This is a genomic window from Xenophilus arseniciresistens, assembly GCF_028023875.1.
Lineage (GTDB): Bacteria > Pseudomonadota > Gammaproteobacteria > Burkholderiales > Burkholderiaceae_C > Xenophilus > Xenophilus arseniciresistens.
Genome location: NZ_JAQIPB010000007.1, coordinates 220,646 through 240,092, shown reverse-complemented (window position 1 = coordinate 240,092; position 19,447 = coordinate 220,646). Strand labels below are relative to the sequence as shown.

The 19,447-nt window shown below is 68.2% G+C and carries 19 protein-coding genes; 5 read left to right on the top strand and 14 right to left on the bottom strand.

Translation table 11 applies throughout. From position 1 onward, the window contains the following. Nucleotides 1-70: 70 nt before the first annotated feature. Together PGB34_RS15925 and PGB34_RS15920 are read left to right on the top strand one after the other, a co-directional pair. Entirely contained in the window at nt 71-577 is a 507-nt protein-coding gene (locus PGB34_RS15925; protein ID WP_271429176.1) for a VUT family protein, read from the top strand. Nucleotides 578-695: 118 nt separating this feature from the next. Next, nucleotides 696-1,565 (top strand): ProQ/FINO family protein, encoded by an 870-nt coding sequence (locus PGB34_RS15920; protein WP_271429088.1) that lies wholly within the window; start codon nt 696-698, stop codon nt 1,563-1,565. A gap of 42 nt (nt 1,566-1,607) precedes the next feature. Here the strand turns inward: PGB34_RS15920 and PGB34_RS15915 are convergent, their stop codons facing one another. From PGB34_RS15915 to PGB34_RS15885, 7 genes are all read right to left on the bottom strand, one after another. Continuing rightward, complete coding sequence (locus PGB34_RS15915) at nt 1,608-2,168, bottom strand: hypothetical protein (protein WP_271429087.1); 561 nt, start codon at nt 2,166-2,168, stop codon at nt 1,608-1,610. 143 nt (nt 2,169-2,311) lie between these two features. Then, complete coding sequence (htpX, locus tag PGB34_RS15910) at nt 2,312-3,190, bottom strand: protease HtpX (protein ID WP_271429086.1); 879 nt, start codon at nt 3,188-3,190, stop codon at nt 2,312-2,314. Nucleotides 3,191-3,246: 56 nt separating this feature from the next. Beyond that, entirely contained in the window at nt 3,247-4,029 is a 783-nt protein-coding gene (locus PGB34_RS15905; protein ID WP_271429085.1) for a DUF3025 domain-containing protein, read from the bottom strand. An 18-nt stretch (nt 4,030-4,047) separates the two neighbouring features. Then, a complete protein-coding gene (locus PGB34_RS15900) occupies nt 4,048-4,809 on the bottom strand; it encodes an NYN domain-containing protein (RefSeq protein WP_271429084.1) in 762 nt (253 codons plus the stop codon). Nucleotides 4,810-4,812: 3 nt separating this feature from the next. Further along, nucleotides 4,813-5,853 (bottom strand): dihydroorotase, encoded by a 1,041-nt coding sequence (pyrC, locus tag PGB34_RS15895; RefSeq protein ID WP_271429083.1) that lies wholly within the window; start codon nt 5,851-5,853, stop codon nt 4,813-4,815. A 41-nt stretch (nt 5,854-5,894) separates the two neighbouring features. Beyond that, the gene (locus tag PGB34_RS15890) at nt 5,895-7,328 is read right to left on the bottom strand and encodes a UdgX family uracil-DNA binding protein (protein WP_271429082.1); all 1,434 of its coding nucleotides are present in this window, start codon (nt 7,326-7,328) and stop codon (nt 5,895-5,897) included. 10 nt (nt 7,329-7,338) lie between these two features. Next, the gene (locus PGB34_RS15885; RefSeq protein WP_271429081.1) at nt 7,339-8,604 is read right to left on the bottom strand and encodes a putative DNA modification/repair radical SAM protein; all 1,266 of its coding nucleotides are present in this window, start codon (nt 8,602-8,604) and stop codon (nt 7,339-7,341) included. Nucleotides 8,605-8,900: 296 nt separating this feature from the next. Here PGB34_RS15885 and PGB34_RS15880 point away from each other — a divergent pair, with 296 nt between their 5' ends. The 3 genes from PGB34_RS15880 to PGB34_RS15870 are packed head-to-tail and all read left to right on the top strand — an operon-like array spanning nt 8,901 to nt 11,826. After that, nucleotides 8,901-9,464, top strand: a complete 564-nt coding sequence (locus PGB34_RS15880; RefSeq protein WP_271429080.1) for a TRAP transporter small permease — start codon at nt 8,901-8,903, stop codon at nt 9,462-9,464. Then, on the top strand, nt 9,461-10,759 hold the full coding sequence (locus tag PGB34_RS15875) for a TRAP transporter large permease (protein WP_271429079.1): 1,299 nt from the start codon (nt 9,461-9,463) through the stop codon (nt 10,757-10,759). Before PGB34_RS15880 ends, PGB34_RS15875 begins: the two co-directional genes overlap by 4 nt. A gap of 29 nt (nt 10,760-10,788) precedes the next feature. Next, entirely contained in the window at nt 10,789-11,826 is a 1,038-nt protein-coding gene (locus tag PGB34_RS15870) for a DctP family TRAP transporter solute-binding subunit (RefSeq protein ID WP_271429078.1), read from the top strand. A 78-nt stretch (nt 11,827-11,904) separates the two neighbouring features. Here PGB34_RS15870 and PGB34_RS15865 read toward each other — a convergent pair whose 3' ends face one another. From PGB34_RS15865 to PGB34_RS15835, 7 genes are all read right to left on the bottom strand, one after another. Continuing rightward, nucleotides 11,905-12,642, bottom strand: a complete 738-nt coding sequence (locus PGB34_RS15865) for an amino acid ABC transporter ATP-binding protein (RefSeq protein ID WP_271429175.1) — start codon at nt 12,640-12,642, stop codon at nt 11,905-11,907. Between the two features lie 38 nt (nt 12,643-12,680). Further along, nucleotides 12,681-13,346 (bottom strand): amino acid ABC transporter permease, encoded by a 666-nt coding sequence (locus PGB34_RS15860; protein WP_271429077.1) that lies wholly within the window; start codon nt 13,344-13,346, stop codon nt 12,681-12,683. Nucleotides 13,347-13,435: 89 nt separating this feature from the next. After that, nucleotides 13,436-14,197, bottom strand: coding sequence for an amino acid ABC transporter permease (locus tag PGB34_RS15855; RefSeq protein ID WP_271429076.1), 762 nt, complete (start codon nt 14,195-14,197; stop codon nt 13,436-13,438). 91 nt (nt 14,198-14,288) lie between these two features. Next, nucleotides 14,289-15,182: an amino acid ABC transporter substrate-binding protein gene (locus PGB34_RS15850; protein ID WP_271429075.1), complete on the bottom strand. Its 894-nt coding sequence runs from the start codon at nt 15,180-15,182 to the stop codon at nt 14,289-14,291. Nucleotides 15,183-15,549: 367 nt separating this feature from the next. Beyond that, nucleotides 15,550-16,512, bottom strand: coding sequence for a LysR substrate-binding domain-containing protein (locus PGB34_RS15845; RefSeq protein WP_271429074.1), 963 nt, complete (start codon nt 16,510-16,512; stop codon nt 15,550-15,552). Nucleotides 16,513-16,546: 34 nt separating this feature from the next. Further along, nucleotides 16,547-17,485, bottom strand: a complete 939-nt coding sequence (locus PGB34_RS15840) for a 2-hydroxyacid dehydrogenase (RefSeq protein ID WP_271429073.1) — start codon at nt 17,483-17,485, stop codon at nt 16,547-16,549. Nucleotides 17,486-17,532: 47 nt separating this feature from the next. After that, nucleotides 17,533-19,407 carry an ABCB family ABC transporter ATP-binding protein/permease gene (locus tag PGB34_RS15835; protein ID WP_271429072.1) on the bottom strand — a complete coding sequence of 625 codons (1,875 nt, stop codon included), beginning with the start codon at nt 19,405-19,407 and terminating at the stop codon, nt 17,533-17,535. Nucleotides 19,408-19,447: the final 40 nt, after the last annotated feature.

Sequence of the window (19,447 nt, the reverse complement as noted above, 5' to 3'; positions counted from 1 at the left end):
CCCGACTTCGCGTGCGCCCTTTCCCTTTGCCGGGCCGACCGCGCCCTGGTTCGCCCTGGCCATCGCCGCCATGGCGGCCGTCGTGCTGGCCTCCAACATCCTGGTGCAGTACGCCGTTGAAGGCCCGCTGCGCGACTGGCTGACCTGGGGCGCCTTCACCTACCCGGTGGCCTTCCTGGTCAGCGAGCTGGTCAACCGCCGCTTCGGCCCCGCGCTGGCGCGGCGCGTGGCCTGGGTGGGGTTTGCGGTGGCGGTCGCGGCTTCGCTGTGGCTGGCGCCCGCGCGCATCGCCATCGCCTCGGGCGCGGCCTTCATCGCCTCGCAGCTGCTGGACATCCGCGTGTTCGACCGACTGCGCCTTGGCGCCTGGTGGCGCGCCCCGCTGGTGGCCACGCTGGCCGCCGCGCTGCTCGACAGCGCCGTGTTCTGGAGCATCGGCTTCGCCGGCACCGGCGGGCCGTGGCTGAGCTGGGCGCTGGGCGACCTGCTGGTCAAGCTGGCCGTGGGCGTGCTGATGCTGCTGCCTTTCAGGCTGCTGATCGGTCGTCAGCTTGCGCGTGCGGGCGCTGCGCTTTGATGGCGGCGACAGAAACGACAATGCGCCCAGCCCCCATTTCGCCCGCCGCGCTGCCTGCGCGAGCGCATTCCACTGAATCTTTTTTTGATGCCTCGTGCCTCGGGCCGAATCTCCAAAAATGACCGAAGCAAGCACCGCCAACCCGAACAACAACAAGTCGCACCGCCCCAGGGGCGAGCGCCTCGACATGGCGCAGCAACTGCAGGCGCTGCGGGGCGACAGCAGTGACGCAGCCACGGTGCCGGAAGCCGCTGCCGACGCGCCCTCGGCGCCCGCGCAGGCCAGGCCGCGCCCGCAAAAGCAGCGCCGCTCCAGGAAGGCGCAGCCCGCACAGGGCCCGCAGCCACAGCAGCAGCCAGCGCGCCAGCAACGCAAGGTGCATCCCGTGCTCGAGCGCCTGTTCGAGCTGTACCCGAACCTGTTCGGCGCGCGCTTCCTGCCGCTCAAGCGCGGCGTGTTCGAAGAGTTGATCGCCCGCCATCCCGAGGAGTTCAAGGCCGAGGAACTGAAGGTGGCCATGGGCCTGCATGCGCGCTCCACCCGCTACCTCGAGAGCGTGGCCGCGGGCCATCCGCGCCACGACCTCGACGGCAACGTCGCCGAGGCGGTCGCACCCGAGCATGTGCATCACGCGATCCTCGAGCTGCACCGCCGCCGTTCGCAGCGCACCGAAGAAGACCTGCGCCCTCAACTGGTGGCGCGCCTGGCCCGCGCGGTCGAAACCTCAGGCCTGGACCGCGAGGCCTATGCCGTGCTGGTGCGCTCGCGCGACGCCAACAACAATGCCGTGCTCGACGAAGCCCTCGCCCTGCTGGCCGAACAGGCCGCCAAGCGCGAAGCGCTGCTGCGCGCCTTCGAGGCCAGCGGCCGCAGTAGCGAGAAGGAATTTGCGGACATGTACGGCATGAACCCCGCCGAGGTGGCCCGCACGCTGCAGCGCGTCAGGAGCGAGCGCGCTGCGGCCGCCGGGCAGGCCGCAGCGGACTGACACAAAAAGAAAAAGCGATGAGCACGCGTGGGCAGCGGGCCGTCAACGGCCGCTGCCGGCGGCCGTGCCCTTCTTGAGCTGTTCCAGCAGCTGCAGCACCTCGTCGGCCACTACGCACTCGTGGATGACCTGCTGCGCCAACGCATCGAGGGTCGCATCGGAGAGCGCGGCAGGTGCCTGTTTCTTCCTGCGCAGCACCTGGGCCGCAGGGCTGCCCAGAAAAGCGCGCAGGGCCGCCCGGTCCTCGGCGCCCAGGTCGGCCAGACGCTCGGACGGCGGCGCCATTGCCGCACCGCGCGGAACGTGCAGCCGGGCGCGCAGGTCCGCCAGCAGCCACACGCCGGCAGGGGTATGAGAGAAATCAACCCAGGCGGCCAGGTTCTCGCGGCTCTCAAACATGTGCCGGAAGGCTTCGGCCGACCAGGCCGCGAACGCCGGCCGCACCTGCCGGGCCACACATTGGCCCATGGCTTCGTGCAGACTCGCGCGCTCCGCACTGCCGAGGGCGCTGTCCGGCGGCACAAAGTCGGGAAACAACTGGTCGGTGCTGGTGCGGATCTCGTCGCGCAATTCGCGCACCGCATCGTCGATCAGCGTGTCCATGACCACATCGAAGCCCAGCAGCGCCTGGGCCTGAGCCACATCGGCATCGCTGAGAGGTGCCGCCTGCAGCGCGCCGGCCAGCAGCCAGGGCCCGATGGCCCCGATCAGAAGCCACCGCGCCTGAGCCGCCATGCCTCAGCGTCTCACTGCTGCGCGTTCTGCAGCGCCGCGATGCGCTGTTCGATGGGCGGGTGGGTGGCGAACAGGCTGCCCAGCTTGCCCGTGATGCCCATGGCTTCCACCGCCTTGGGCAGTTCGCCGGCAGGCAGGCCGCCCAGGCGCGCCAGGGCGTTGATCATGGGCTGCTTGCGGCCCATCAGCTGGGCGGCGCCGGCGTCTGCACGGAACTCGCGCTGGCGCGAGAACCAGGCCACCACGATGGCGGCGGCAAAGCCCAGCACGATGTCCAGCACGATGGTCGTGACCATGTAGCCGATGCCCGGGCCGCTGCTTTCGCGGTCGTCGCCGCGGCGCAGGAAGGAGTCGACCGCATAGCCGATCACGCGCGAGGCGAACACGACGAAGGTGTTCATCACGCCCTGGATCAAGGTCATCGTGACCATGTCGCCGTTGGCGATGTGCGCCACCTCGTGGCCGATCACGGCCTCGACTTCCTCGCGCGTCATGTTCTGCAGCAGGCCGGTGGAAACGGCGACCAGCGCCGAGTTCTTGAAGGCACCGGTGGCGAAGGCGTTGGGCTCGCCCTCGAAGATGCCGACCTCGGGCATGCCGATGCCGGCCTGGTCGGCGAACTTGCGCACGGTGGCGACGATCCAGGCTTCGTCAGGCGACTGGGGCTCGTTGATCAGGCGCACACCGGCACTGGCCTTGGCCATGGGCTTGGAGATCAGCAGCGAGATGATCGAGCCGCCGAAGCCCATGATCAGCGCAAAGCCCAGCAGCGCGCCGAGGTTGAGGCCGTTTTGGGTGAGGAAGCGGTTGACGCCCAGCAGGCTGGCGACGATGCCCAGCACCGCCACCACCAGCACGTTGGTCAGGACGAACAGAAAGATGCGTTTCAAGGGGATTTCTCCGTGGGAGGAATGCTGCCGTGCAGATGGGGGCCCCAGGGCCCGCTTCAAGCGGCACGGCGGTCGTGCGCAGGCGCCTTTCTTGTTGTTTTTTCTGGGTTCCGGCGCGGTCTGAAGACTCGCAGATCATCATAAAAGCAAAAGTCTTCATTGCCTGCGCACCAGAGCGGAACGCCGAGGATGGGCAGCGGCGTGAAGGGCTTTTGCGCCAAATGCCCGGCTTGCAGCGCGGCGGCGATGGCGCCGTCTTCGGGCGCGATGGAAAAGGCGCCGCTTCCGGGCGCCAGCAGCACGTGGGCGGTGGCGTCCTTGCGGCCGGCCAGCAGCTTTTCCATCAGCGCATGGCCGAAGACCAGCAGCCGGGCCTGCTGCCACAGCGCGCGCTGGCCGACGAACAGCCGCAGCCAGTCGCGCGCGCGCAGCGCCTCCCACAGCGCGGACGGCGCCTGCAGCACGGCGCCGTTCTCGTCGAACAGCGTCAGCGCATCGCGCACCGGCCCGCGCGTGGGGCCGACGCCGCAGCGCGCGATCTCGGCCGCCTGCAGGTCGTTGAGCCGCCGCTTGGCCTGCGGAAAGGCCAGCCAGACCAGACCGTTGAAGAAATCATGGAAGTTGTCGCGCGTGGGGACGGTGCCGGTGCGGGCGATGAAGGATTCGTAGGCCTCGTTCGCCGGCAGGGCTTGCTGTTCGACAAAGCGGGGCGGTCCTGCGCAGCCGTGGGTGTTCAGCGCCCCGGCCACGCCAAGCTGCGGGATCACTGCTTGCGCGCAACGGCCTGCGCCTGCATACGGCGCCAGCCAAGGCTCGGCCCAGTTCACGCCAGAGATCATCAGCAGAAATGCCCAGGTTCAATGGGCCGGCGGCCTTTGCAGCAGCTTGACCTGCTTGGCTGGCCCTGTGGCGGGCATCACCTTGAAAAAACTGGGGCTCTTGCGAAACAGCTCGTGCAGCGGCCTGTTCCCCGTCTTGATCTTGGCGTCACGCAGCGGTGCGCCCAACTGGTTGAGCTGACGAACCGTGTTGGGCAGCCATTTTGGAAAGACGGCGAGGATTCGCCGGACCTGTTCGACGTCTTCCGTGCTGCCAGGTGCTGGTGCGGGTGCGGGCACCTTGGCCACCGCAACTGGCGGCGCGACGGGCGCGGGCACCGATGCCATGGTTGCCGAAGCAGGCACGCCCGCTGGCACGGGCAGCACCATGTCGTCGTACACCACTTCGTCGTACACGCGCCCGAGCGCGGGCTCGTCCGATTTCTGCCGATGGGCAAAACAGACCGTGCGGATGCCCGCTTCGCGCAGGCGCACGGCCAGCGCCGCAAAGTCTGCGTCGCTCGATGCGATGGTGACCTCGTCGGGCAGGGCCCCGGCATGCAGCAGATCCATCACATCGACGACCAGCGCAACGTCCGTGGTGCCTTTGCCGTGGTTGATGAAAGCCTTGAAGGCGTGGCGACGAAGCATGTCCTTCATGCCGCCCAGCTTTTCGTCACCGCCGTAGGCCCGTCTGATCGACACCGCCGCGCCCGCCTTGCGCAACTGGCGCATCGCCTCATCGGCCAGGGCTGCGGTCACGTTGTCCGCGTCGATGAACAAGGCGGTGTCGCGGGTCATGGCTCAGCCTCCCAGCAGCTTCCACCCCAGCGCCTCGCCGCCGCGCAGCGGCTTGAGCGTGGCCTCGCCGAAGGGCACGGTTTCGGGGACGGTCCAGGCTTCGCGCTTGAGCGTGATCGTGTCGGTGTTGCGCGGCAGGCCGTAGAAGTCCGGGCCGTGGAAGCTGGCAAAGCCTTCCAGCTTGTCCAGCGCGCCCGCGTTGTCGAAGGCCTCGGCATACAGCTCGATGGCGGTGAGCGCGGTGTAGCAGCCGGCGCAGCCCAGCGCATGTTCCTTCAGATGCGCGGGGTGCGGCGCGCTGTCGGTGCCCAGGAAGAAGCGCCGGCTGCCGCTGGTGGCGGCCTCCACCAGCGCCAGGCGGTGGGTCTCGCGCTTGAGCACGGGCAGGCAGTAGTAGTGCGGACGGATGCCGCCCGTGAAGATGGCGTTGCGGTTGTAGAGCAGGTGGTGGGCCGTGATGGTGGCGGCGGTGACGTCGCCGCCCTCGTCGCGCACGTAGTGCGCACCTTCCTTGGTGGTCAGGTGCTCGAACACGATCTTGAGTTCGGGAAAGTCGCGGCGCAGCGGGATCAGCACCTTGTCGATGAAGACGGCTTCGCGGTCGAACAGGTCCACCGCGGGGTCGGTCACTTCGCCGTGCACCAGCAGCAGCAGGCCGTGCTGCTGCATGGCGGCCAGCGTGGCGTAGGTCTTGCGGATGTCGGTCACGCCGGCATCGCTGTTGGTGGTGGCGCCGGCCGGGTAGAGCTTGAGGGCCTTCACGCCGGCCGCCGCTGCGCGTGCGATTTCCTCGGGCGGCAGCTTGTCGGTGAGGTAGAGCGACATCACCGGTTCGAAGCGCGCGTCTTCAGGCAGGGCGGCCCGGATGCGCTCGCGGTAGTCGACCGCCATCTGCGCCGTGGTCACGGGCGGGCGCAGGTTGGGCATGATCAGCGCGCGGCCCATCTGGCGCGCGGAATGGGGCACCACGTCTTTCAGGGGCGCGCCATCGCGCACATGCAGATGCCAATCGTCGGGGCGGGTGATCGTGAGTGTGTCGGTCATGGCATGGGATTCTCCCATCGGCCCGACGCAGCCACAGCCCTTCAGGCCACCGGTGCGCGCGCCAGCGCGAGGTCGGCCAGCCACTGGCGGTAGGCCGCTGGCCTGTGGGCCTCGGGCAGGCGCAGCAGGGCCGAGGGGTGCAAGGTGACCAGCACGGCCCGGCCGTCGGCGCGCTCGTGCAGCCAGCGGCCCCGCTCGGCCTGAACGGCGACGGACCGGCCCAGCAGCGTGCGCGCGGCCGTGGCGCCCAGGGCCACCAGCGCCTGGGGCTGCACCAGGTCGATCTCGTGGCCCAGCCAGGGCGCGCAGGCCAGGGCCTCACGCTGCCCGGCCGTCTTGTGCATGCGGCGCTTGCCGCGCAGCTCGAACTTGAAATGCCTGACGGCATTGGCCAGGTAGACCGATTCACGCGGCCAGCCCAGCTCGGCCATGGCGCGGTCCAGCAACTGGCCCGCGGGGCCGACGAAGGGCCGACCGGCCAGGTCTTCCTGGTCACCCGGCTGCTCGCCCACCAGCATGCGCGCCGCGGCCCGGGGCCCTTCGCCACACACGGCCTGCGTGGCCAGCGCGCCGATGGGGCAGGCACGGCAGGCATGCGCGGCGGCGCGCAGTTCTTCGAGGCTGGCGGGGGCGCTGCCGGCGGCCGGCAGCAGGTGAATGGGTTGCGGCGCGCGGATGCGCCGCGGCTCGGTGGCGGGCGCCTCGATCATGGCCTGGCTGCGCTGCTGCGCAGCGGCCGAGAGCGGCGCGATCAGCGCGGCCTCGGGCAGGTTCTTCCAGTAGCGCACGGGCATCTCGCGCCGCATCATGGCCAGCTTGAGCCGCGCGGGGTTGAAGATGTGCTCGTAGTAGGTCAGCCACAGGGCTTCGCCGGCATCGGGCGGCGGGCGGGCCGAGGCGTCGGCGCCGGGCTCCATGCGCAGCGCATGGCCATCCCAGGCCACGCAGCGCTGCGGCGTGAGGATGGCCCAGCGCATCTGCGCAAAGCGGCGCATGAAGAAGGGCGCATTGGCTTCGACGATGCGGTGCTCGGGCTCGAACCAGGCCACATGCCGCTCTGCGCCACCCTCGCCTTCGGCCACGCGCGTGAAGCGCACGAAGGCACGCATCTTGTGGATGTCGCGGGCCACGGCGCGCGCCATGCGCTGGGCCTGCAGCAGGTCGGCATCGAGCGGGTCGTGGCGCAGCGCGGGCTCGTGCGCCAGGCGCCACAGCAGCCGATACAGTAGATCGAGCCGCTGCGGGTCGCGGTGCAGGATGAGGCGGCGGCACAGCTCGACGAAGGCGGCCGGCACGCGCGGCGCGGGGGCCGCAGGCCGCAGCGCGGGCATTGGCGCGCTGTCATCGTCGAACAGGCTCTGGCCCGGCCCTTCACACCATTGCACCTCCTGCGGCGGCACGCCGGCCGCGAGCAGCTGGCGCGCCTGGCGTCTGAAGCCGTCCAGGTCGATGGGGTCTGCCAGGCGCACCTGCATGGCTGGGCCCTCAGAACAGGGAGGCCTGCACGGGCGGCGCGGGCGCACGCAACTGCTGCGCGGCGCGCGCGGCATCGCCCGCGGCCGGCCGATGCCCGTCGGCCACCACAAAGGGCAGCACCTTGCGCGCGGGCACATGCAGGCTGCGCAGGTCTTCGGCCCGCAGGCGGCGCACGCGGCGCGCCTGCAGCAGCCGCTCCACGGCCTTCACGCCCAGGCCCGGCACGCGCAGCAGCATCTCGCGCGGCGCGCGGTTGAGGTCCACCGGGAAGCGCTCGGCATGGGCCAGCGCCCAGGCCATCTTCGGGTCCACGTCCAGCCGCAGCAGGCCGTTGGAAGCCGAGACGATTTCCTGGTGCTCGAAGCCGTAGAAGCGCATCAACCAGTCGGCCTGGTACAGGCGGTGCTCGCGCATCAGCGGCGGTGCCACCAGCGGCAGCGCGCGCGCCGCATCGGGAATGGGGCTGAAGGCCGAGTAGTACACGCGGCGCAGCCGGTAGGCGCCGTAGAGCGTGGCGCTGGTGGCCAGGATGCGCCGGTCGTCGGTGGCGTCGGCGCCCACGATCATCTGCGTGCTCTGGCCAGCCGGCGCAAAGGGCGGCGGCTTGGTGGCCACAGGCGTGGCGCCGGGCAGCGCGCGGATGGGCACCACGCGCTTGCGCTCCTCGCGTGCATCGTCGATCTGCAGCCGCAGCCGCGCCATCGAACGGCGGATGGCGCTTTCGTCCTTCTCGGGCGCCAGCGCCTGCAGACCGTCGGTGGTGGGCATCTCGACGTTGATGCTGAGCCGGTCGGCATAGCGGCCCGCGCGCGCGATCAGCTCGGGGCTGGCATCGGGAATGGTCTTGAGGTGGATGTAGCCGCAAAAGTCATGGTCTTCGCGCAGGGCGCGCGCCACCTCCACCACCTGCTCCATCGTGAAGTCGGGTGACTTGACGATGCCGCTGGACAGAAACAGGCCCTCGATGCAGTTGCGGCGGTAGAAATCGAGCGTGAGCTGCACCACCTCGTCGGCAGAAAAGCGTGCGCGCGGCACGTTGCTGCTGGCGCGGTTGACGCAGTAGAGGCAGTCGTACTGGCAGTGGTTGGTCAGCAGGATCTTGAGCAGCGAGATGCAGCGGCCGTCGGGCGCATAGCTGTGGCAGATGCCCATGCCCTCGGTCGAGCCGATGCCGCGCCCGCCCAGCGAATGGCGCGCGTTGGAGCCGCTGGACGCGCAGGAGGCGTCGTATTTGGCGGCGTCCGCCAGGATGGCGAGTTTGGCCTGCAGCTCCATCGCTTCAGGCCCCGAATACTGGATGCATGAACAGTATCGTAAAGGCAGTGCGGCGCGAGAAACCGCCCTTCACCATGTCTTTTGCTGCAGGCCCGCGGCTGTCGCGCAAAGCGCTGCCTCAGTGAAGCCCCCAGGAGCGCAAGGGGCGTTGCGCCCGTAGCATGCGCCCCTGTTTGCTGCCGCGGCGCAGAGCCCGCGCCCGGCGGCCGGCCACGACAGCGCCGCCTTGCGTCTTCTTCTGCTGCCTCCCGCGTTCCCGTCCGCTGCTTCCGTTCGTTCTGCCTCCCCGCCTGTCGATGACCACACCACCCGAGTCCGGCGCCCAGCTGGACGCCGCCAGCCCCTTGCCCCCAGACCTGCCCGCCGCCGACGAACCCGCCAAGGTGCCGCTGGCCATCGAGGACTGGGCCACCGTCATCATCATGGCGCTGCTGGCCTGCATCACCTTTGCCAACGTGCTGGTGCGCTACCTGAGCGACCAGTCCTTCGCCTGGACCGAGGAGTTCTCGGTCTTTCTGATGATCCTGCTGGCCATGGTGGCTGGCAGCGCGGCCGTGGCGCGCGACCGGCACATCCGCATCGAGTACTTCACCGAGCGCGGCTCGGCGCTGCGGCGCAAGCGCCTGGCCCAGCTGGGCGCGCTGATGGTGGCGGCGCTGTTCTTCCTGATCGCGGCCCTGAGCCTGCGCGTGGTGTGGGACGACTACCGCTTCGAGGAGACCTCGCCCGGCCTGGGCCTGCCGCAGTGGTGGTATTCGATCTGGCTGCCCATCGTGTGCACGGGCATCGGGCTGCGCGCGGTGGGGCTGTTCATCCGCCGCAGCCGTGCGCCCCTCGCGCAGGAAGAAGGGCAGGCATGATCGCGACGCTGCTCTTCGTCGGCTTTCTGGCGCTGATGCTGCTGGGCGTGCCCATCGGCGCCGCGCTGGGCCTGGCCGGTGCGGCCTGCATCGCGCTGGCCAATGCCGACGCGCAATGGTTCGGCCTGCTGGCCGTGCCGCAGAACTTCTATGCGGGCCTGGGCAAGTACCCGCTGCTGGCCATTCCGATGTTCGTGCTCGTGGGTTCGATCTTCGACCGCTCGGGCGTGGCGCTGCGGCTGGTGAACTTCGCGATCGCCATCGTGGGCCGCGGACCGGGCATGCTGCCGCTGGTGGCCATCGTGGTGGCGATGTTCCTGGGCGGCATCTCGGGCTCGGGCCCGGCCAACGCGGCGGCCGTGGGCGCCGTGATGATCGCGGCCATGTCGCGCGCCGGCTACCCCAAGGCCTATTCGGCCAGCGTGGTGGGCGCCGCGGCTGCCACCGACATCCTGATCCCGCCCTCGGTGGCCTTCATCGTCTATTCGGTGCTGGTGCCGGGCGCCTCGGTGCCGGCGCTGTTCGCCGCCGGCATGGTGCCGGGCGTGCTGGCCGGGCTGGCGCTGATCATCCCGGCCGTGTGGATGGCGCGCAGCAACAACATGGGCGCACTCGAAGCCGCCCTGCCCCGCCCGCCCTTCTGGAAGAGCCTGCGCGAGGCGATCTGGGGCCTGGCCGCGCCGGTGCTGATCCTGGGCGGCATGCGCATGGGCTGGTTCACGCCCACCGAGGCCGCCGTGGTCGCCGTGTTCTACGGCCTGTTCGTAGGCATGGCGGTGCACCGCACGATCACCGTGCGCGACCTGTTCCCCATCCTGCGCGAGGCCGGCGAGCTGTCGGCCGTGATCCTGCTGGTGGTGTCGCTGGCCGGCATCTTTGCCTATTCGCTGTCCACGCTGGGCGTGATCGACCCGGTGGCCAAGGCCATCGTGAACTCGGGCCTGGGCGAGTACGGCGTGCTCGCGCTCCTGATCCTGCTGCTGATCACCGTGGGCATGTTCCTGGACGGCGTGTCCATCTTCCTGATCTTCGTGCCACTGCTGTGGCCCATCATGCAGCACTACCAGTGGGACCCGGTGTGGTTCGGCGTGATCCTCACGCTCAAGGTGGCGCTGGGCCAGTTCACGCCGCCGCTGGCCGTCAATCTGATGGTCTCGTGCCGCATCGCCGGGGTGCGCATGGAAGAGACCGTGCGCTGGGTGGGCTGGATGCTGTTCGCCATGGCCCTGGTCATGGTGGCCGTGATCGCCTGGCCCCAACTGGCGCTGTGGCTGCCGAACAAGCTCGGCTACTGACTGATTTATCCAAAGAGGAGACCTGTCCCATGAAATTCCGTCGCACTCTGCTCGGCCTGGCGGCCGTGGCCACGGCGCTGGCCACCTTCTCGGCCGGCGCGCTGGCCCAGAGCAACTACAAGGCCGAGTACAAGCTCTCGCTGGTGCTGGGGCCGCCCACGCCCTGGGGCATGGCCGGCAAGATCTGGGCCGACATGGTCAAGGAGCGCACGCAGGGCCGCATCAACATCAAGCTGTACCCGGGCGTCTCGCTGATCCAGGGCGACCAGACGCGCGAATTCAGCGCGCTGCGCCAGGGCGTGATCGACATGGCGGTGGGCTCGACCATCAACTGGTCGCCGCAGATCAAGGAACTGAACCTGTTCTCGCTGCCCTTTTTGATGCCCGACCATGCCGCCATCGACGCGCTGACGCAGGGCGAGGTGGGCAAGGACATCTTCACGCGGCTGGACCGCGCCGGCGTGGTGCCGCTGGCCTGGGGCGAGAACGGCTACCGCGAGGTCAGCAACTCCAAGCGCCCGATCAAGTCGCCCGAAGACATGAAGGGCATGAAGCTGCGCGTGGTGGGCTCGCCGCTGTTCGCCGACACCTTCACGGCCCTGGGCGCCAACCCCACGCAGATGAGCTGGGCCGACGCGCAGCCCGCGCTGGCCAGCGGCGCGGTGGACGGCCAGGAGAACCCGCTGTTCATGTTCCCCGTGCTCAAGCTGCACAACATGGGCCAGAAGTACGTGACGACCTGGGGCTACGTGGCCGACCCGCTGATCTTCGTGGTCAACAAGGAGATCTGGAACTCCTGGACCCCGGCTGACCAGGCCATCGTGCGCCAGGCCGCCATCGACGCCGGCAAGGAAGAAGTGGCGCTGGCCCGCAAGGGGCTGGTGGAGGCCGACAAGCCGCTGCTCAAGGAAATCGCCGGCTTTGGCGTGACGGTGACCCAGCTCACGCCGGCCGAACGCGAAGCCTTCGTCAAGGCCACGCGCCCGGTCTACAACAAGTGGAAGCCCACGGTGGGCAATGACCTGGTGAACAAGGCCGAGAAGGCCATTGCCGCACGCAAGAAGTAAGACCGGCGAAGGCCTTCGCTGCACAAACGACAAAGCCCCGCGATGCGGGGCTTTGTCATTGCCGAGGCGCCGTGGCGCTCAGTGCTGGAGGATCTTGTTGAGGAAGTCCTTGGTGCGCGGCTGGCGGGCCTCGGGGTTGCCGAAGAAGTCCTCCTTCGTGCAGTCTTCCAGGATGCGGCCGCCCACGTCGATGAAGATCACGCGGCTGGCCACCTTGCGCGCAAAGCCCATCTCGTGGGTCACGCACATCATGGTCATGCCTTCCTTGGCCAGGCTGACCATCACGTCCAGCACTTCACCGACCATCTCGGGGTCCAGCGCCGAAGTGGGTTCGTCGAAGAGCATCACGATCGGGTCCATCGACAGCGCGCGCGCAATGGCCACGCGCTGCTGCTGGCCACCCGAGAGCTGGCCCGGGAACTTGTCCTTGTGCGCCATCAGGCCCACGCGGTCCAGCATCTTCAGGCCGCGCGTCTTGGCCTCGTCGGGCTTGCGGCCCAGCACCTTGATCTGCGCCAGCGTGAGGTTCTCGGTCACCGACAGGTGCGGGAACAGCTCGAAGTGCTGGAACACCATGCCCACCTTGGAGCGCAGCTGCGGCAGGTTGGTCTTGGGGTCGTTGACCTTGATGCCGTTGACGATGATGTCGCCCTTCTGGATCGGCTCCAGCGCGTTCACCGTCTTGATCAGCGTGGACTTGCCCGAGCCCGAGGGGCCGCACACCACCACCACGTCGCCCTTGTTGATACTGACCGAGCAGTCGTTGAGCACCTGCACGGGCCCGTACCACTTGGAGACGTTCTTGATTTCGATCATTTTTTCAGACATGGAACTAATCCTTCCTGGGTCGGGGTTCAGCGGATGATGGCGATCTTCTTGTGGATGCGCTTGACCACATAGGACAGCGAGAAGCAGATCACGAAGTAGACGACGGCGGCCAGCAGGTAGCTTTCGGTCGGACGGCCGAAGTTCTTGCCCGCGGTCTCGAAGCCCTTGAGCAGGTCGTAGGCACCGATGGCGTAGACCAGCGAGGTGTCCTGGAACAGGATGATGGTCTGCGTGAGCAGCACCGGCAGCATGTTGCGGAAGGCCTGCGGCAGGATCACCAGCTTCATGTTCTGGCTGTAGCTCATGCCCACGGCCTGCCCGGCGAAGACCTGGCCGCGCGGGATGGACTGGATGCCCGCGCGCATGATCTCGGAGAAGTAGGCCGCCTCGAAGGCGATGAAGGTGATGATGGCCGAACTCTCGGCGCCGATGGGCCGGCCGATCATGAAGGGCACGAGCAGGAAGAAGCCCAGGATCACCATCACCAGCGGCACCGAGCGCATGCCGTTGACGTAGATCGCCGCCGGCATGTCCAGCCACTTCTTGCCCGACAGGCGCATCAGCGCCAGCAGGGTGCCGAAGAACACACCGCCCAGCGTGGCCACGAAGGTCAGGAAGACGCTGAAGTACAGGCCCTTGAGGACGTAGCTGCTGATGACGTCCCAGTTGTAGAAACCGAAGTCGAGATTCATATCAGGCCTCCCGCCGGGCCGCCCCAAGGGAGGCCTGTGCCCCCTCGGGGGGCAGCGAATACACGAAGTGATGAGCGTGGGGGTTCATATCAATGCCCTCCGCCCGTGCCGCCTGCAGCCACGAAGCCCGGCACGCGCGCCTTCTTTTCGACGAAGGCCATGATGCGGTTGATGGCCATGGCGGAGATCACGTACAGCGCCACCACGCCGATGTAGATTTCCATCTGGCGCGAGGTTTCCTCGCCGGCCTGCAGGTAGAACTGCGTCAGCTCGGCAATGGACACTGCAAAGGCCACCGACGAGTTCTTGAAGATGTTCATCGACTCGCTGGTCAGCGGCGGAATGATGATCCGGTAGGCCATCGGCAGGATGACGAAGCGATAGGTCTGGAAGGTGGTGAAGCCCACCGCCATGCCCGCATAGCGCTGGCCCTTGGGCAGCGCCTGGATGCCCGCGCGCACCTGCTCGGCGATGCGCGCCGAAGTGAACAGGCCCAGGGCGATCACCACCAGGATGAAGGGCGGGAAGTCGCGCATGGGCGGTACCAGCGCCGGGACCACGTAGTACCAGAGGAAGATCTGGACCAGCAGCGGGATGTTGCGGAACAGCTCGACCCAGGCATTGCCCAGCCGCACCAGCCAGGGGCTGTCAGGCAGCGTGCGCAGCACCCCGATGATGGAGCCCACCACCAGCGCCAGCACCAGCGCGCACAGGGCCACGGACACCGTCCAGCCCCAGGCGGACATCATCCAGTCCAGGTAAGTCACGCTCCCGCCGGAGCCAAAGCAGCGAGGGACGATTTCGCCCTCGATGGTGTCCTTGCAGAACACCTGCCATTCCCAATTTGCCATTCGGCACCTCTCTTACTTGACGCAGCCCCAAACAAACACCCGCCTTGATGGCGGGTGTTTGCGTTTCTTCACGGAATCAGTGTGACGTGAATCACTTGTTGTAGTCTTCCATGGGCTTGTCGTTCGGGTTCGCCCAGGCTGCCTTGGTGGCTTCCGACATCGGCAGGCCGATCTTGGTGTTGGCCGGCGGGATCGGCTGGATGAACCACTTGTCGTACAGCTTGGCCAGCGAGCCGTCGGCGATCTGGCGCTTGATGCTGTTGTCCACGGCGGTCTTGAAGGCCGCGTCGTCCTTGCGCACCATGCAGGCGATCGGTTCCACCGACAGCACTTCACCCACGATCTTGAAGTCGGCGGGGTTGCGCGACTTGGATGCGTTGGCAGCCAGGATGGAGCCGTCCATCACGAAGGCATCGGCGCGGCCCGATTCCAGCAGCAGGAAGCTGTCGGCGTGGTCCTTGCCCATGATTTCCTTGAAGTCCACACCTTCGGCGCGCTTGTTGCGGCGCAGGGTCTGGACCGAGGTCGTGCCGGTGGTGGTGGCCACGGTCTTGCCCTTGAGGTCGGCAATGCCGTTGATGCCCGAATTGGCCTTGGTCAGGATGCGCACTTCTTCCACGTAGGTGGTCATGGCGAAGGACACGTCCTTCTGCCGTGCGGCGTTGTTGGTGGTGGAGCCGCACTCCAGATCCACGGTGCCGTTCTGCACCAGCGGAATGCGGTTCTGCGAGGTCACGGGGGTGTAGGTGATCTTCAGTTCCTTGCCGGCCGCCTTGGACAGGTCGGCAATGATGCGTTCACCCATTTCCGTGTGGAAGCCCACGTACTTGCCATTGCCCAGCGTGAACGACAGCGCAGACGAATCACGCACGCCCAGGCTGATGGTGCCGCTGGCCTTGATCTTGGCCAGGGTGTCGTTGGCCTGGGCGAAGGCGCCGCCCGCAGCCAGCGCCGCAAGAACCAGAACCAGTGCTTGTTTCTTCATTCAGAACTCCTAGGGAATGACGGTGAACACAAAACGAAATTCTAGACACACTGTGTCACGGGAATACCCGCATCACCTTGGTGCAGGACGCACCTTGCGTGCCTGTGCCATCGACGGCCCGCTTCATTTTGACGCAGGCTTTTGTCGGACGATGAATTGCAAGCCATCTAGCAGCCTTTGTGCCTAAGGGATTTGCCGATGCAAGCGCAGGCCCCCGGGACCACCAAAGTCTGTGCCATACGCGAAACAGGCTCGCCGGGCAGGCCGCACTGTAGGGGCAGGGCCGGCGGCTTGCCAATGCCGTGTGCGCAGCTTGGCATGCATGGCCCTCATGACCGCAGGGCATCAACCCTCGGTCAGGCGGCGATCAGCCGGGCCGGGCCAGGAAGGCCCACAGTGCGTCGGCGGCCCGCCTGGACTGCGACTCGACCGCCGTGGACTGCCGCACGCCCGGCCGCGCAGCCTGCGGCATGGGCCGCTCGCGGTAGGCGCGGATTTCCATGGTGGCCACCAGGCTGGACAGCTCCGGCGGCAGCGCGCTGACCAGCCGCCCGGCCCGCACGTCGCGGCGCACCGCGCTTTCGGGCAGGAAGGCGATGCCATGGCCCTCGAGCGCCATCACGCGCAGGCCTTCGGCCATGTCGGTTTCATAGACCCGGTCCAGATGCACGGGCCGGCCCGAGTTCTTGAGCTGCTGGTCGACCACCCGGCCCAGGTAGGCACCGGGGGCATAGCCCAGATAGGGCAGCGGGCGCCCGGGCTGGCCGGGCAGCAGAAAGCGTGGCGAGCCGTCGGCCTCGGGCCGCACCCAGGGCGCGACCTCTTCGGCGCCCAGGCTCACCATCTCATAGCGGTTGGTGTCCAGCGGCAGCGGCTGCGAGGGATGGTGGTAGGCGATCAGCAGGTCACAGCTGCCTTCGACCAGGCGCAGCACGGCGTCGTGCACGTTCAGCGCGATGAGCCGGCTCTTGATGGGGCCGAACTGCTCGCGCAGCGAGGTGACCCAGGAAGGAAAGAAGGTGAAGGCCAGCGTGTGCGGCACGGCGAACTCGATCACGTCCTGCGCCACGGCCGAATGGCCGCGCAGCATGGCGCGCGTGCTCTGCAGCGCCTGCAGCATTTCCAGCGCCTGGGTGTAGAGCGTCTGCCCGGCGGGCGTGAGCCGCGTGGGGTAGGAGCTGCGATCCACCAGGTCGGTGCCGGCCCAGCCCTCCAGCGCCTGGATGCGTCTGGAGAAGGCTGGCTGTGTCACATGCCGCAGCTGCGCCGATCGGCTGAAGCTGCGGGTCTCGGCCAGGCTCACGAAATCTTCGAGCCACTTGGTTTCCATGGGGCGCGATTATGGGCCGGGCCTGACGGGGTTTTCAGATGGGCGACACCACGCCGCGGCCGGCGAAGTGGCCCTGGGCGTTGGCCAGAAAGCGGTCCACGCTGGCCTGCGTGGCCTCGGGCGACCAGCCAGCCACATGGGGCGTGAGCAGCAGGTTGTCCAGGCCGATCAGCAATTCGGGGCGCTGCGGCTCGCTTTCATACACATCGATCCCGGCACCGGCGATCAGGCCTTCGCGCAGCGCATGGGCCAGCGCTTCGGTGTCGACCGTGCTGCCGCGGCCGATGTTCACGAGGAAGCCATCCGGCCCTAGCGCCCGCAGCACCTGCGCGTCGATCAGGTGCCGGGTGGCCGGCCCGCCCGGCGCGGCGCAGACCAGGAAGTCGCACCACTGCGCCAGTGCCAGCACCGAATCGAAGTAGCGGTGCGGCACGCCGGCCCTGGGGCTGCGGTTGTGATAGCCGATCTCCATGTCGAAGGCCTGGGCGCGCCTGGCGATCTTCTGGCCGATGGTGCCCAGCCCCAGGATGCCCAGCTTCTTGCCCGAGACGTTGCGCGGCTGCGCGATGGCGTCGCGCCACACGCCTTCGCGGCACAGGCGGTCGAGCTTGCGCATCTCGCGCACGCTGGCGATCAGCAGGCCCAGCGCATGGTCGGCCACGCTGTCGTCGTTGGTGCCCGCGCCGTTGGCCGTGACGATGCCCCGCGCGCGCAGCGCCGCCATGGGCAGGCGCTCGAAGCCCGCGCCCAGGCAGCAGACCAGTTCCAGGTTGGGCAACTGCGCCACTTCGGCTTCGCTGATGCCCGTCACGCCGATGGTCAGCACGGCGCGGATGCGCGCGCCATGGGCCGCGATGACGGCCGCGCGATCCTTGTCGTCGGGCGCGTGGTGCAGCTCATACAGCGCGCCGATCTGCGCCTGATGCTGCGGCAGCAGGGTGTTGATCACGAGCAGCGGAATCTTGTCGGACACGGGAGGGCTCCTGGCGAACGGTGAAAGGCGGAAGGCGCTGACGGATTTCAGGCCGGCATGGGGTGGGCCGGTGCGGGCGCAGGCGATGAAGAGGAAGGCTCGCTGCGTTGCAGGGCCCACATCCGGGCGTAGCGCCCGTTCGCGGCCAGCAGCTGGGCATGGGTGCCGCGCTCGACCACCTGGCCCGCCTCGAGCACCAGGATCTGCTGCGCATGCACCACCGTCGACAGCCGGTGCGCGATCAGCAGCGTGGTCTTGCCCTGGGCCGCGCTTTCCAGCTCGGCCTGGATGGCGCGCTCGTTGGCCGAATCGAGCGCCGAAGTGGCCTCATCGAAGATCAGGATCGGCGGGTTCTTCAGCAAGGTGCGCGCAATGGCCACGCGCTGCTTCTCGCCGCCCGAGAGCTTGAGCCCGCGCTCGCCGACCTGCGTCTGGTAGCCCTGCGGCAGGCCCGCGATGAAGTCGTGGATGCGCGCGGCACGCGCCACGGCCTCGATCTCATCCTGCGTGGCGCCCGGGCGGCCGTAGGCGATGTTGTAGCCAATGCTGTCGTTGAACAGCACGGTGTCCTGCGGCACGATGCCGATGGCCGCGCGCAGGCTGGCCTGCGTGACGCTGCGGATGTCCTGGCCGCCGATGCTGATGTGGCCGCCGCCTTCTGGCGACACGTCATAGAAGCGATAGAGCAGGCGCGCCAGCGTGGACTTGCCCGAGCCCGAAGGCCCCACCACCGCCACCGTCTGGCCGGCCGGGATCTCGAAGCTCAGCCCGCGCAGGATGGGCCGCGCGGCGTCGTAGGCGAAATGCACGTCCTCGAAGCGCACGCTGCTGTTTGCGCCGATGCGCAGCGGCTGCGCGCCGGGGGCGTCGGCCACCTCGCGCTCGCGCGAGAGCAGCGTGAACATCTTCTCCAGGTCCACCAGGTTCTGTTTGATCTCCCGGTACAGCACACCCAGGAAGTTGAGCGGGATGTACAGCTGGATCATGAAGGCATTGACCATCACCAGGTCGCCCAGCGTCATGCGGCCGTCGACCACGCCCTGCGTGGCGCGCCACAGCATCGCCACCAGGCTGATGGCGATCAGCAGCTGCTGGCCCGTGTTGAGCAGCGACAGCGTGGTCTGGCTCTTCACGGCGGCGCGCCGGTAGCGTTCGAGCTGCTCGTCGTAGCGGCGGGCCTCGAAGCCCTCGTTGCCGAAGTACTTGACGGTCTCGTAGTTCAGCAGCGAATCGACGGCCCGGCTCTGCGCCCGCGCGCCCAGCTCGTTCATGGCCTTGCGGAACTGCGTGCGCCATTCGGTCACGAAGACGGTGAAAGCGATGTACAGCACCAGCGCCGCCGCCGTGATGACGGCGAAGAAGGCGTCGAAGCGCACCGCGAGGATGCCCAGCACCAGCGTCAGCTCGATCAGCGTGGGCACGATGCTGTAGAGCGAGTACGAGATCAGCGAATGCACGGCCTGCGTGCCGCGCTCGATGTCGCGCGTCATGCCGCCGGTCTGGCGCTCCAGGTGAAAGCGCAGGCTCAGGCTGTGCAGGTGGCCGAAAACCTCCAGCGCGATGGAGCGCGAGGCACCCTCGGTGGCCTTGGCAAAGACCAGTTCGCGCAGCTCGGTGAACAGCGAGGTGGAAAAGCGCAGCAGGCCGTAGCCCAGCAGCAGCGCCGCGGGCACGGCCAGCAGCGCCTGGGCGTCGCCGGGCCGGATGTCCATCGCGTCCACCAGGTGCTTGAGCAGCACCGGCACGCCCACGTTGGCCAGCTTGGCGCCCACCATGAAAGCCAGCGCCGCCAGCACCCGCCATTTGTAGCGCCACAGGTAGGGAAAGAGCCGCCGCAGGGTGGCTGCATCGGAACGCCCGGCCGAAGGGCCGGTGGCAGCAGCGGGGACGTCGGCGGTCGAGGAGGCGTAGGCGCGTGACATGGCGGGGGGCTGCGTCGCCTGCATGACAATCGCGGCCCTG